This window comes from Rhizobium sp. SSA_523 (genome assembly GCF_030435705.1).
Lineage (GTDB): Bacteria > Pseudomonadota > Alphaproteobacteria > Rhizobiales > Rhizobiaceae > Neorhizobium.
Genome location: NZ_CP129381.1, coordinates 529,849 through 543,227 on the forward strand (window position 1 = coordinate 529,849; position 13,379 = coordinate 543,227).

Here is a 13,379-nt window from a genome sequence, read left to right on the forward strand (position 1 = left end):
TCACCCTCTGTCCGGAGGATCGAGGCAGAGGGCGGAAGCGAGCCTGGCGGCATCGGCGAAATCCGACATATCCATATGCTCCTGCGGATTATGACTGCCATGGGCATTGCGAATGAAGATCATGCCGGTCGCGACGCCTTTGCCGGCGAAGACGGCAGCGTCATGGCCTGCGCCGCAGGCCATCAACTGCGTGGGAATGCCAAGCCGCTCCGCATGCTCCGCCAGCGCCTGAACGAGACGAAGATCCATCTTTGCCGCTGTGCTCCCAGTCAGGCGGCCAAGCTCGAACCGAACCCGGTGATCGGCCTCGATGCGACGCACGGACCGGTCCAGGATGTCCTGCATCTGATCGAGCGTTTCCCGCTCCTGACTGCGAATGTCGACGGAAAAGTTCAGCCGTCCGGCAATCTTGCTGAACGCCGCCTCGGCGGGGTCGGTGGAGAATTGGCCGAAGGTGACGACGAGATCCTGTCCTTCCGCCTCCAGCCTGCTCCAGTGCTCGTCGAGATCGCTCACCAGGACGGCAGCGGCCCGCACGCAATCCTGCCGATATTCACGCGGTGTTGCGCCCGAATGCGCATAAACGCCGAGGCACCGCGCCTCGCGATAACGGAACGAGCCGCGAATGCCGGTGACGATGCCGACTGGAAGCCCCCTTTCGATGAGGACCGGCCCCTGCTCGATGTGCGGTTCCAGGAAAAGCGCGATGCGGTCAGGATCAAGAAAGGCTTTGCCTGCCCGCAAGGCGGCCGTGTCACCGCCCGCCGCATCGATGGCCGCACCAAGCGAGACCTGATCGGAGGAGCGCTTGACGTGATCCAGTTCATCGGCGCCGAGCAGGCCGAAGGCGCCGCGGCTGCCGATATAGGAGGCGCCGAACCATGTGCTTTCTTCCGCTCGTATCACCATGACCGTCACATCGCGCAGCGGGCGAATGCCGGCCTTCACATAGCCTGCGACGACTGCAAGGCCCAGCAATACGCCTGCCGCGCCATCGAAATTTCCCCCGAGTGGCACTGAATCGATATGCGATCCGATGATCACCCCAGGCCCTTCCTCGCGGCCCTTCATGGTGAGGTAAAGATTGCAGGCCATGTCCATGGCAATGTCGAGGCCGAGCTTCTTGGCCTCGCGCCGCACCATGTCATGGGCGATCTGCTCTCCCAGACCGTAAGATGCCCGGGTAATGCCGCGATCTGTGCCAGTGCGCTGCCGCAATTCGGCGAACAGCCGTTCCGCAAGGGCGATGTCTGCCGGGGCTGGATCTGCGGCGGCAGGGTTTGCCGAAGCGGCCTCTGTCGAGGGAGCCTGATGCCCACGCATGCTTTTCGTTGCCATGCTCATGCGCGCGTCAGCCTGCGGATGATGCTTTCGCGTACATTGTCGATATGTTGCCGCATCAGCTCGGCCGCCTCGTCCGACCGGCCGGTCCGCAGGGCCTCGACGATCGCCAAATGCTCCCGGCAGGTTGCCTCCTGCCGCTCCGGGACACTTCGAAGGTCGAAGATCTGTGTCTGACGGCGCAGGGTCCGGATGATCTGCGCCAATTGCGGATTGCCCGCCGCATCGCCGATGCCGTCATGCAGCTGGTCGTCGACGCCGCGCACGAGGCTGCGCTCGGGCTTGCGATCCCCGCTTCGGGCAAACTCGATCAGGCTGTTCAGGTCCTGCGTCAGCCGGTCCAGAAGGTCTGGCGGCATGCGTCCGGCCGCAAGCCTTGCAGCTTCCGGCTCGAGCAGCTGGCGGATCTGCAGCGCATCCATGTAATCCTCGATCCGCATCTGCTTGACCTGCAGGCCGCGACTTCCCTGGCGGATGAGCAGGCCTTCCCCTTCGAGCATCAGCAGAGCATCGCGGATCGGCGTCCGCGACATGCTCAAGGTTTCGGCGATGCGCCGCTCGGTGATCATCGCGCCAGGAGAGGCCTGTCCGGAAAGGATCAGGTTCAGGATCTGCTCGTAGGCCTGCAGCGCCAGCCGCTTGTCGGTCTCAATCAGCATAATAGTTCCGTTTTCCCTCCCGGTCTGGCGTCGCCGGCGGACAGAGTCGTTTGGTGCCACATGAGGCGCCGGTTGTCATCACAATGCGCATACCCGCGATGGTGCAGGGGCGTTGCAGGCATCGGACGAAGCATCACGAAATATTTGTATTCCGCTGGTTGACGGTTGGTATACCAATCCGTAGGGTGATGCAACACCAAGCTTGATCGCCACGACAGATGAGGACAAAGCAGTGACCATGATGTTCCAGCCGAACTTGCCTTTTACGCGGGAAGAGCATCTTGATCGCCAGCGCCGTCTCAGGGAGGAACTGGCCGCTCGCGGCGTCGATGCCATGCTGGTCTTTGCCCAGGAAAGCATGTATTGGCTGACCGGCTACGACACGGGCGGCTTTGTCTACTTCCAGTGCCTGGTCGTTCCCACGGATGGCCGCAAGCCCATTCTCCTCACACGTCGTCCGGATCTGGTTCAGGCGAAGCAGACCAGCATCATCGAAGACATTCGCATCTGGTGGGATGCGGAGGATGCCAATCCGGCCGCAGATCTGAAGGTCATCCTGGAGGAACTCGGTCTCGGCGGCGCGCGCATTGCCATCGAACTCAACACGCACGGCCTCACCGGATGGAATCTTTACCGGACGCAGCAGACCATCGGGGACTGGTGCCGTCTGGAAGATGACAGGCACCTGATCCGCTGGCTGCGGCTCGTCAAATCGCCGGCGGAGATCGCCTATACCCGCAAGGCGGCGGATATTCTCGATAGCTCGCTCGAAGCCGTCATCGCAGCCGCCAGACCCGGCGTGCTCGACAGCGATCTGAAGGCTGTGTATCTGACCTCGATCCTGGGGCAGGGCGCGGACATGCCGCCCAATGCGCCGCTCTTCAATTCCGGGCCTCGTGCCGTCTATGGCCGCGGCGTCTCCGATCCGCGCCGGCTGGAGGAGCAGGATCAGATCCTCGTCGAATATCCCGTCGCCTACCGGCGCTACAATGTGAAGACGGAATGGACCATCCTGTTCGGCAAGGTCTCCGATGCGCACCGCAAGATGTATGATGTGGGGCGCGAGGTCCTGCAGAAGATGACGGATATCGCTCGGCCCGGAACGACGCTGGGCGAGATCTTCGACGTCTACGCCGATGGTCTCGACAAAGCCGGCTACAAGCGCGCCCGCTACGGCGCCACCGGCTATTCCGTCGGCTGCACATTCGCGCCGACCAGCATGGATGTCCCGCCGATGATCTATTCCGGCAATCCGACGCAGTGCCAGCCGGGAATGACGCTTTTCTACCACGTGATGAATGGTGACAGCGACACCGGGCTTGCCATGGGTGTCGGCCACACCCTGCTCGTCACCGAGGGTGCGCCGGACGTGCTGACTGCCTTGCCCGAGGAGCTGACCGTGATCAGCTAGCAGGGCCCATAACCCGAACCTGGCGCATACAACAAAAAACCGCCACCCAGGTTCAAAGTCGAACCAGCCTTAGAGGGGCAACACAATGACGACATTCATGATTTCCCGCCGTACCATGGTCCTGGGGCTGGCTTCGACAGCCCTTCTTCCGGGCATAGACATGCTGCCTGCCGACGGCAGTGCAGGAGCGCTGGCCGCGGAACCGAAATCGGGCGGCACGCTAAAGATCAGCCATTCGACGCGTATTGCGACCCTGAACGTGATGACGCTTTCGGGCCCGGCCGAATATCCGGTGATCGACATGATCTATTCGGGTCTCACCCGCATGGGGCCGGACAACCAGCCCAAGCCGGATCTGGCAGAGCGGTGGGAAGCCAGCGACGATGCCAAGACCTTCACCTTCTTCCTGCGTCCGGGCGTGACTTTCCACGATGGCGCAAGCTGCACGGCCGATGATGTGGTGGCCACATTCATGGCCATTCTCGATACCAACCGTCCCGCGGCCGCCCGCTCCGTGCTGAACATGATCGACACGGTCGAGGCGGTCGATCCGACGACGGTGAAATTCTCGTTGAAGGTTCCCTTCGCCGATCTGCCGATTTCCACCGCCCATGCCAATGCCCGCATCCTGTCGAAGGCCGCCATCGATGGCCCGAAGGAGAAACTGGATACGACGGCCAACGGCACCGGACCCTTTATGCTGGAAACCTATGACAGCGCGCGCATGGTCCGTCTCGTCAAAAACCCGAAATACTACATCGCAGGCAAGCCTTACCTCGATGCCATCGAAATGCATCTCTTCCCCGATCTGGCCGCGGAGAGCGCGAACTTCCTGTCGGGTGCGATGGATGTCATGCTGACCGTTCAGCAGGCGGATTTCGACCGGATCTCGAAAGCCACCGGCATCACGGCCAAGCGCGTACCCTCAGGCCGTTTCGTCAATGTGACCATGCGCCAGGATCAGAAGCCCTTCGATGATGTGCGGGTGCGCAAGGCCCTCGCTATGGCCGTCGACCGGCCGATGCTGGTGGATCTCGTGCTGGAGGGACTGGGCCGGCCGGCTTATGACAATCTCATCTCGCCGGAATTCCCTTACGCGATCAAAACCCCGGAAATCGCCTACGATCCTGCCGCGGCCAAGCAGTTGCTGGCTGAGGCCGGCTATCCCGACGGCATCAAGATCACGCTCGTCGCCTCCAACCGGCCGGCCATTCGCGGGCAGGTCGCCATCGCTCTGAAGCAGATGGCGCTGCCGGCTGGTTTCGATATCACTGTCGAGAGCATGCCGCATGATACCTATCTCGCCAATGTGTGGATGAAGGGTCAGTTCTACATGGGATATTGGGGCATGCAGCCAACGGAGGATGCGACGTTCAACCTCCTGCTCACCTCCAATGCCTCCTACGAGGATACGGCCTGGAAGAACGAGACCTTCGACAAGCTGATCGCCGATGCGCGGGCCACCACCGATACGGCCAAGCGCGCCGAACTCTACGCCAAGGCACAGGAACTCCAGCTGGCCGAGACGCCCTATATCGTGCCGATCTTCGAAGACGTTCTGACAGCCAGCGGCAAGGATGCGCAAGACTGGACCGTGGCGCCGCTGTCGCGCTACTTCTACGCCGAGAACGTCTGGCTCAACAGGGCGTGACGGGATGAGCTGGGGCTATTTCATCCGCCGATTGTTCGCCGTCATTCTCGTGCTGGCAATCGTCACTTTCGCGGTCTTCGCCATTACGACCATGCTGCCGGGCAATGCGGCGATCATGATCCTGGGGGAATATGCCACTCCGGATTCCATCGCTGCGCTCGAAAGGCAGTTGCGGCTGGATCAGCCCTGGCACGTCCAATATCTGACCTGGGTGACCGGGCTGTTGCACGGCGATTTCGGCACCTCGCTCAGATTGTCCCTGCCGGTGACGGAGGTCGTCGGCGAGGCTTTCCTCAATTCCGCAACACTTGCGGCGACAGCATTGGTCTCGGTGACTGTCATCGCCATCCCGCTTGGGGCGCTGGCCGCCATCAAGCGGGGAACGGCCTATGATCTCCTTCTTGGCCTGTTCAGCTATATCGGCACCGCCCTGCCGGAATTCGTCACCGCGACGCTGCTTCTGGTGTTCCTGGCCGGACCGGACAATGGCCTGTTTCCCGCTGGCGGTTTTGTCGCCCCCTGGGAGAACCTGGCTGGCTTTGCCGCCCATGTCGCGCTGCCTGCCCTGACGCTTGGCCTGATCCTCATGGCGCATATCGCCCGTCAGGTCCGCTCCGAAATGTCGGAGGTCCTGGCCTCCGATTATATCCGCGCCGCGCGCCTCAAGGGCATCAGCGAAAGGCGGGTGATCCGCCGGCACGCTCTGCCCAATTCGCTGGCGCCGGCGGTGGCCGTCATCTCGCTGGATATCGGCTATCTGCTGGGCGGCATCATCGTGGTGGAGGAAATCTTCGCCTGGCCGGGCCTTGGGCGATTGCTGATCTATGCGCTGGAAAATCGCGACCTGCCGGTCATCCAGGCCGTCACTCTGCTGCTCGCAGGCGTCTACGCGCTGTCCAATCTGTTGTCGGATATCGTGATCGCCATGCTCGACCCGAGGGTGCGCTATGCGTAATGTCTTCACAACTCCCACCGCGGTCGTCGGCGCCGTTCTGCTGACGATCGTCTGCATCGCGGCGATCTTCGGCCCCTGGATCGCGCCTTACGACCCGCAGGCTTTCGACCCGCTCAACCGCCTGCAGGGTCCGTCCGCCGCCCACTGGTTCGGCACCGATCAGTTCGGCCGCGATCTTCTGTCCAGGGTCCTGAACGGCGCTCCGGCAACCGTCGCCTTCGGTGTCGGCGCAACCATTCTGGGCGTAGGCATCGGCTCCGTCATCGGTGTCGTGGCGGGCGTGACCGGAGGCTGGGTGGATTCGACCATCATGCGGATCTTGGACGGCTTGCTGGCCGTGCCGGATCTGCTGTTCACCCTGCTGATCGTCACTATTCTCGGAGGCGGCATGGAACATGCCATGCTCGCCGTCGCAGTGGCCTTCGCGCCCGGAATGGCCCGGATATCGAGAAGCGTCGTCCTTTCGGTGCGGACCCGCGATTATGTGCGTGCGGCCGTCGCACGCGGCGAATCCAGCCTCTACATCGTCGGCTGCGAAGTGCTTCCGAATGCATTGAGCCCCATCGTGGTGGAAGCGACCATCCGTGTCTCCTTTGCCATCATGATCGGCGCAACGCTCGGCTTCCTCGGGCTCGGAGCCCAGCCGCCGAGCACCGAATGGGGATTGATGGTGGCAGAGGCCCGGCAATTCATGTTCCGCAATCCCTGGTGCGTCGCCATTCCCGGCCTGTCCATTGCCATGGCTGCGCTCGGCTTCAACCTCTTCGGCGACGCCCTCCGCGACAGCCTTGATCCGCGAAGGAGCCATTGATGACCATGCTCGCCCCCATAGAGACGCGGTCGCTTTCGGATACGGCAGTGCCGGTTCTGTCTGTGCGCAATTACTCGCTTGGCTACCGAACGGCGCAGGGTCTTGTTCCGGCTCTGAAAGATATCAATCTGACGATCGCCAAAGGTCAGACCATCGGCCTGGTGGGAGAATCCGGCTCCGGAAAATCGTCGCTTGCCTGGTCAATCATGCGCTATCTGCCGGAGAATGCGCAGGAGACAGGCGGCGCGATCCGCCTTTGCGGCGAAGAACTGCTCGATCATACACCCCGGCAGATGGCGGATCTGCGTGGCCGGCGGATGTCCATGGTGTTCCAGGATCCGTCGACTGCGCTCAACCCGACGCTTCGCCTGGGCGAGCAGATTGCCGAAGTTCTGATCCGCCACCGCGGCCTGACGAAACAGCAGGCCTGGGCGGAGGCCGAGGCGGCGCTTGCGCGGACCGGCATAACCCGGCCGAAGGACATGCTGCAGCGCTTTCCGCATGAGGCGTCCGGCGGCGAAAAGCAGCGGGTGGTCATTGCGACCGCCTTTGCATGCGAGCCGGAACTCATCATCTTCGACGAGCCGACGACGGCGCTGGACATTCTGACGGCGCGCCAGATCCTGGATCTTTTCAACCGCTTGCGGGAAGAAACCGAAGTCTCGGCGCTTTATATTTCGCATGATCTCGGTCTCGTCGCGCGGGTAGTGGACGATGTGTCGGTGATCCACAAGGGTGTGATCGTGGAAACCGGCCCCGTGCGGCAGGTCTTTCGCAAGCCGACGGACCCTTATACGCGCCACCTCATAGGCGCCGTACCCAATCCGGATCGCTGGATCGGCGTGACGCCGCCGGCCGAGCCGGAAAGCCTGGTGCGGCTGGAGAAGATATCGGTCCGCTACGACAGGCCCTCCTTCCTGCAGAAATTCCTGAAACGGGGGCAGGAAGATGCCTCTGCTCTCTGGGGCGCGCGCGATATCAGCTTCGATGTCCGCAAGGGCGAACTGCTCGGCATTGTCGGCGAGAGCGGATCGGGCAAATCGACCATTGCCAAGGTGCTTGCCGGCCTGCAGGATTTCGAGGGGACGCTCGATCTCGGCGAGCAACAGCTGACGGGCCGCCGGCAGATCGACAAGGCCTATCGCCGCAAGGTGCAGATCGTCTTCCAGCACCCGGATGCCTCCCTCAATCCCCGGCAGAAGATCGGCACGATCATCGCGCGCCCGCTCAAGCTTTACGGAATCGTTGAGAAGGACAGGATCAGGCAGCGCGTTGCCGAGCTGCTCGAAATGGTCCGGCTGCCCGCCGACTATGCGGGCCGCTTTCCGCACCAGCTCTCCGGCGGCGAGAAACAGCGCGTTGCCATTGCGCGGGCATTCGCGGCCGAACCATCCCTCGTCATCTGCGACGAGGTGACCGCGGCGCTGGATGTTTCCGTTCAGGCGGCGGTGGCCGAACTGCTGGTCAAGCTGCAGCACGACACGGGGACGGCCTGTGTCTTCATCACGCATGACCTGAACCTCATCCGCCAGTTGGCGCACCGGATCGCCGTCATGCACCACGGCAGGCTGGTGGATTTCTGCGATCGTGACGAGGCCCGGTCGGAGGCGCGGGATGCCTATACCAAGGCGCTGCTCGATGCCGTCCCCATCCACACCAGTGCAACCCCGGAATGAATGGAGGCTTTGATGACAAAAGCGACTGAACTTGCCGCCGGCATAGACCGCAAGGCCTGCCTCGATGTCCTTGCCGACATGGTGCGCCACAAGAGCTATTCCGAGACGCCGGGCGAGCGGGTTCTCGCCGAACATATGGCCGATGTCATGCGCAAGCTCGGTCTCGAGGTCGAACTGCAGCCGGTCGTCGGCGAGCGCGTCAATGCCATTGGCATCTGGCGCGGCACTGGCGGCGGCAAGAGCCTGCTGTTCAACGGCCATCTCGACACCAATCCGGTCACGGAGGGATGGACGGTCGATCCTTGGGGCGGAATCGTGGACGAGGATTTCATCTACGGGATCGGCGTGTCGAATATGAAGGCCGGCGATGCGGCCTCGCTCTGTGCGGTCAAGACCCTGATCGATCGCGGCATCCGCCTGAAGGGCGATGTGGTGCTGACCTATGTGATCGGCGAATTGCAGGGCGGTATCGGAACCTTGCAGGCGGTGCGCGCCGGAACAAGGGCGGATTACTTCATCAATTCGGAACCGTCCGACTTGCAGGCGATCACCATGCATGCAGCGGCCTTCACGTTCATCATCGAGCTGGAAGGCATTACGCGGCATCTGTCGAAGCGGGAGGCGGCAGTCGACGCCATCCGGGCGGCCTGCGAGCTCATCCCGGAACTCAGCGAGATGACCTTTTCCGACGCGCCGAGCGCAGAGCATGCCAAGGTCAACCGTGTGCATGTGGGCGTCATTCACGGAGCGCTCGGACGGGACCTGCATGAGTGGCGCCCGCCGCAGGTGGCGGATTTCGTTCGGCTGAAAGGCTCCGGCCGCTATGGGCCGGGGCAGACACGGGATAATGCGCTGAAGGACATGCAGAAGGTTCTGGACCGGCTGGCCGAGCGGCATCCCGGGTTGAAAGCACGGGTCTTTGCCGAGACGAAGGACGGCCAGCCGACAATGCCGGCCTTCGAGGTCGCCAGGGATGCGCGTATCGTCAAGGCGCTGAACGCGGCCTATGAAGCGGTGCGTGGCGAGCCGCAACCGACCGGCGCCATTGCGCCGCCCGCCTATTTCGGCACGGATGCAGGCCATCTCTGGGCCGAAGGCGGGATGGAGGGCGTGGTCTGCGGTCCTGGCGGCCGATACAACACGATGCCGGACGAGCGCGTCGACATTGACGACTATCTCGACATGATCCGCATCTACCTCCTGACCATGACCGATATCTGCGAGTTTGCATGACTTTCCCCTACGTTCCGCAGGAATTTGCAGCCCGCACGCCCGGCGGACGGGATGTGGCTCTGAAGTTCGCGCCCGAGGAGTTCGCCCGCCGCCTTGCCGCCACCCGCAAGCGCCTGCGCGAGCGCGGCCTCGACGCGCTGATCGTCTTCGCGCAGGAGAGCCATTATTGGCTGACCAGCTATGACACGGCCGGCTATGTCTTCTTCCAGGCCGGTCTCGTGCTGGCCGACGAGGACAGCGAGACCGTCCTTCTGACGCGGACGCCGGATCTGCGGCAGGCAAGCGTCGCCTCGCTCTACGATGACATCCGCGTCTGGCTGAACGCCGAACAGGCCAATCCGGCCGAGGACCTGCGGGCAATTCTCGCGGAAAAGGGACTTTCCGGCGGCAGGATCGGCATCGAATATGCGACTTACGGCCTGACCGGTGCCAATGCCCGCCTCGTCGACAAGGCTCTGGAGGGATTTTGCCGGACCGAGGATGCGTCCGATATCGTGCGGACCGGGCGATTGGTGAAATCCGCAGCGGAACTGGAGCATGTCCGCGCAGCCGGCCGGCTGGCGGATGCCGCGGTAAGAGCTGCGATCGAGGCCACCCGACCGGGCATTCCCGACACCGTGCTGAGCGGCGCAGCGCTGACGACCATGCTGGCGGGTGGCGGCGATATTCCTTCGGGCGGGCCGCTTGTAAATTCAGGCCCCCGCGCGCTTTACGGACGCGGTATCGGTGGGCCGCGCCTGATCGAACCGCAGGATCAGATCCTCGTCGAACTTGCAGGTTCGCACTGCCGCTATCATGTGGTGGTCGAGCATACGCTGGTCACGGGCACGCCGGATCCGCGTCAGGTCGACATGCTCAATCTGGCGCGGGAGGCGCTGGAGCAGATCAAGGATGCCGCGCGAGCGGGACGCGAACTCGGTACGCTGGACGATATTCACCGGGCGGTGCTGGATGGGGGAGGCTTTGCCAAGGCACGCTATGCCGCTTGCGGCTATGCGCTCGGCTGCACCTTCAAACCCACCTGGATGGACGTGCCGCCGATGATCTATTCCGGAAACCCGCTGGTCATGCTTCCGGGAATGGTCTTCTTCGTGCACATCATGATCCCCGATGCCTCGACGGGGCTGACGGCAGGCGTGGGCCAGACCTTCGCCATCACGGAGGGGGCGCCGGAAGTCTTCAGCGACCTTCCGGTCGAACTCTACCGGTGCTAGGGCGCCGCAGTCGCCTCCTTCGACAGGAGAACGGCGCAGTGGCGGCGCGCGAACATTCGGCTGTCCTTGAAAGCGCCGGCCGTTGCTATATGACGGTAGCCAAAGGGAAAACCGGTGAGGGACAGGCCACGCCCGGCATCAGGTTCCAGACACGATGATCGTCAATGTGACATGAAAGGTATGCCATGACATTCAGCTCGCAATCGAAAGGCGTTTATGCCATCGCCACCACGCCTTTCCTGGATGATGGCTCGATCGATTTCGACTCCGTCGACCGGTTGACGGATTTCTACCAGGATAGCGGCTGCAGCGGCATCACCATTCTGGGCATCATGGGCGAGGCACCGAAGCTGGAGCCGGAGGAAAGCCGCGCCATCGTGAAACGCGTCGTCGCGCGTGCGCGGGTTCCGGTCATCGTCGGCGTTTCGGCGCCCGGTTTCGCAGCCATGCGTTCCCTGGCGCGCAGTTCCATGGATATGGGCGCGGCCGGTGTCATGATCGCGCCTCCGCCGGCATTGCGCACCGACGACCAGATCGTCGGCTATTTCGGCCAGGCGGTCGAGGCCGTGGGCGAGGATGTTCCGTGGGTGCTGCAGGATTATCCGCTGACGCTGACGGTCGTGATGTCGCCGGGAGTGATTGCCAAGATCATGTCCAATCATCCGTCCTGCCTGATGCTGAAGCATGAAGACTGGCCGGGTCTGGAAAAGATTTCCAAGTTGAGGGCGCTGCAAAAGTCCGGCGAGCTGCGCGAATTCTCCATTCTCTGCGGCAATGGCGGCATGTTCCTCGATTTCGAGCCGGAACGCGGCGCCGACGGGGCGATGACGGGCTATGGCTTCCCGGACATGCTGAACGAACTCGTGCAGCTGTTTGCCGATGGCAAGCGCGATGAGGCGCATGACCTGTTCGACGCGCACCTGCCGCTCATCCGCTACGAGCAGCAGCTCGGCGTGGGACTGGCTGTGCGCAAGCATGTTCTCAAGCGCCGCGGCATCATCACCACCGATGCGCAGCGCCGTCCGGCCCAGATGCTGACCCCAACGGCCAAGGCTGAAGTGGATTATCTGCTGGCGAGAATGGCGAAGAAAGACAAGCGCGCGGCCTTCTGAGGCAGGCATCGCTCTCTGATCTCGTGCTCTGGCCGCGGCGCAGGACAATGTGCCGCGGCTTTTCGCATGGAGGATGGCGCTTGCCGTCAGTCGGGGGTCTTGAACTTTCGCAGCAGACCGGCAAGCGCTGAAAACAAAACGATCAAGGAGCCGTAGATCAGGGTGGTGGAGGTGAGCCCCAGCGTGCCGATCGTCAGGCCAGCGATCAGCGTGGGCAGTCCGAAAGCGAGATAGCTCAGCGTGAACAGCGAGGCGAAGAGCTCGCCCCGCTCCTCGGCCCGGACAGTCGGCACGATGGAGCGCATGACGCCGTAGAAACAGGTTCCAAATCCTGTCCCGGCAATGGTCAATGCCACCAGATAGGCTGGAAGGGATTGCCACAGGATGGCAAACAGCGTGAGCGCAGTTCCCAGTGCAAGCGCCGAGGTGCCATACAGGGTGACGCTTCGGGAGGAGTGCTTCCGGGCCAGAAAGCAGGCACCGGCTCCGGCGCCGCACAAAAGAACGATGACGATTGCCTGCGTGGTGTGATCTTCGGCGCCGAAGACCTGGCGGATGATGGGTGCGCCGAGCGAGAGATACAGACCGCCGGTGGCCCAGCCCGCGATTACGGCGGGAGCGCTGCGCCAGAAGGCCTTTGCGGCGGAGGCGGGCAGGCCGATGCGCGGGCGAAGCGATGACCAGACGCCTTCGTGGCGAGGCGCGGTCTCGGGAATTGACCAGATGACGACGGCAAGCAGTGTGTAGGCGACGATCAGCAGGCCGAACACATCGGCCTCCGCCGTCACGGTGATGTCCATCAGCAGGCCCGCCCCCAGCGCGCCCAGCGCCAGGCCGCTGAGCGGGATGACGGAATTCCAGATGGAGGCGCTGCCGGGGCGATCCCTGGGCTCAAGATCGACAATGGCCGCCGAGAGGGCCGAGAGCAACAGGCCCGCGGCAATGCCCTGCAGGGTTCTGGCCAGCATCAGCTGCGGCACGTCAGTTGCCTGGTAAAACAGGAGGAGGCTGAGAGCCAGGAGGAGAAAGCCGAAGGAGATCACCGGCCGCCGGCCCAGATGATCCGACAGCGACCCCGTGACAAGAAGCGAGGCCAGCAGGGCAATCGTGTAGACGGCAAAGATGCCGGTCAGCATGGCCGGAGAAAAGCCGATGCTTTCCTGAAGCATGGGGTAGAAAGGCGAGGGCGCGCTTGCCCCGGCCATCATCACGGCCATGGCGGCGAGCGCCGTGCGGAAATCGGAGCGGCGGGGAATGGCAAGGGTCGATCGGGACAAGGCGCACCTGATGGTTCGATTTCTTTCGAACCAATCTCT

General features: G+C 63.0%; 11 protein-coding genes. 8 read left to right on the plus strand and 3 right to left on the minus strand.

Going from position 1 to position 13,379, the window contains the following annotated elements; all coding sequences use genetic code 11:
• Complete coding sequence (locus QTJ18_RS03780) at positions 1–1,344, minus strand: Zn-dependent hydrolase (protein WP_252751966.1); 1,344 nt, start codon at positions 1,342–1,344, stop codon at positions 1–3.
• Positions 1,341–2,000, minus strand: a complete 660-nt coding sequence (locus QTJ18_RS03785; protein WP_252751965.1) for a GntR family transcriptional regulator — start codon at positions 1,998–2,000, stop codon at positions 1,341–1,343. Before QTJ18_RS03785 ends, QTJ18_RS03780 begins: the two co-directional genes overlap by 4 nt.
• Before the next feature lie 238 nt (positions 2,001–2,238).
• Here QTJ18_RS03785 and QTJ18_RS03790 point away from each other — a divergent pair, with 238 nt between their 5' ends.
• The 8 genes from QTJ18_RS03790 (at position 2,239) to QTJ18_RS03825 (ending at position 12,063) form a co-directional block, all read left to right on the plus strand.
• A complete protein-coding gene (locus tag QTJ18_RS03790) occupies positions 2,239–3,411 on the plus strand; it encodes a M24 family metallopeptidase (RefSeq protein ID WP_252752407.1) in 1,173 nt (390 codons plus the stop codon).
• Positions 3,412–3,496: 85 nt separating this feature from the next.
• Positions 3,497–5,062, plus strand: a complete 1,566-nt coding sequence (locus QTJ18_RS03795; RefSeq protein ID WP_252751964.1) for an ABC transporter substrate-binding protein — start codon at positions 3,497–3,499, stop codon at positions 5,060–5,062.
• Positions 5,063–5,066: 4 nt separating this feature from the next.
• The gene (locus QTJ18_RS03800; RefSeq protein WP_252751963.1) at positions 5,067–6,017 is read left to right on the plus strand and encodes an ABC transporter permease; all 951 of its coding nucleotides are present in this window, start codon (positions 5,067–5,069) and stop codon (positions 6,015–6,017) included.
• The gene (locus QTJ18_RS03805) at positions 6,010–6,828 is read left to right on the plus strand and encodes an ABC transporter permease (RefSeq protein ID WP_252751962.1); all 819 of its coding nucleotides are present in this window, start codon (positions 6,010–6,012) and stop codon (positions 6,826–6,828) included. The genes QTJ18_RS03800 and QTJ18_RS03805 overlap by 8 nt, the downstream gene beginning before the upstream one ends.
• A complete protein-coding gene (locus tag QTJ18_RS03810) occupies positions 6,828–8,504 on the plus strand; it encodes a dipeptide ABC transporter ATP-binding protein (protein ID WP_252751961.1) in 1,677 nt (558 codons plus the stop codon). Before QTJ18_RS03805 ends, QTJ18_RS03810 begins: the two co-directional genes overlap by 1 nt.
• A 12-nt stretch (positions 8,505–8,516) precedes the next feature.
• Positions 8,517–9,737 carry a M20 family metallopeptidase gene (locus QTJ18_RS03815; RefSeq protein WP_252751960.1) on the plus strand — a complete coding sequence of 407 codons (1,221 nt, stop codon included), beginning with the start codon at positions 8,517–8,519 and terminating at the stop codon, positions 9,735–9,737.
• A complete protein-coding gene (locus tag QTJ18_RS03820; protein WP_252751959.1) occupies positions 9,734–10,951 on the plus strand; it encodes a M24 family metallopeptidase in 1,218 nt (405 codons plus the stop codon). Before QTJ18_RS03815 ends, QTJ18_RS03820 begins: the two co-directional genes overlap by 4 nt.
• A gap of 185 nt (positions 10,952–11,136) precedes the next feature.
• Positions 11,137–12,063: a dihydrodipicolinate synthase family protein gene (locus tag QTJ18_RS03825; RefSeq protein WP_252751958.1), complete on the plus strand. Its 927-nt coding sequence runs from the start codon at positions 11,137–11,139 to the stop codon at positions 12,061–12,063.
• An 86-nt stretch (positions 12,064–12,149) separates the two neighbouring features.
• On the opposite strand, the gene QTJ18_RS03830 is transcribed toward QTJ18_RS03825, so the two are convergent.
• On the minus strand, positions 12,150–13,340 hold the full coding sequence (locus QTJ18_RS03830; RefSeq protein WP_252751957.1) for an MFS transporter: 1,191 nt from the start codon (positions 13,338–13,340) through the stop codon (positions 12,150–12,152).
• Positions 13,341–13,379 lie beyond the last annotated feature (39 nt).

Excerpts from the sequence above, each read along its gene's own strand:
- QTJ18_RS03815 (WP_252751960.1), top strand. The coding sequence starts at position 8,517 with ATGACAAAAGCGACTGAACTTGCCGCCGGCATAGACCGCAAGGCCTGC.
- QTJ18_RS03800 (WP_252751963.1), top strand. The coding sequence starts at position 5,067 with ATGAGCTGGGGCTATTTCATCCGCCGATTGTTCGCCGTCATTCTCGTG.
- QTJ18_RS03820 (WP_252751959.1), top strand. The coding sequence starts at position 9,734 with ATGACTTTCCCCTACGTTCCGCAGGAATTTGCAGCCCGCACGCCCGGC.
- QTJ18_RS03805 (WP_252751962.1), top strand. The coding sequence starts at position 6,010 with ATGCGTAATGTCTTCACAACTCCCACCGCGGTCGTCGGCGCCGTTCTG.
- QTJ18_RS03785 (WP_252751965.1), bottom strand. The coding sequence starts at position 2,000 with ATGCTGATTGAGACCGACAAGCGGCTGGCGCTGCAGGCCTACGAGCAG.
- QTJ18_RS03790 (WP_252752407.1), top strand. The coding sequence starts at position 2,239 with ATGATGTTCCAGCCGAACTTGCCTTTTACGCGGGAAGAGCATCTTGAT.
- QTJ18_RS03780 (WP_252751966.1), bottom strand. The coding sequence starts at position 1,344 with ATGAGCATGGCAACGAAAAGCATGCGTGGGCATCAGGCTCCCTCGACA.
- QTJ18_RS03795 (WP_252751964.1), top strand. The coding sequence starts at position 3,497 with ATGACGACATTCATGATTTCCCGCCGTACCATGGTCCTGGGGCTGGCT.
- QTJ18_RS03825 (WP_252751958.1), top strand. The coding sequence starts at position 11,137 with ATGACATTCAGCTCGCAATCGAAAGGCGTTTATGCCATCGCCACCACG.
- QTJ18_RS03810 (WP_252751961.1), top strand. The coding sequence starts at position 6,828 with ATGACCATGCTCGCCCCCATAGAGACGCGGTCGCTTTCGGATACGGCA.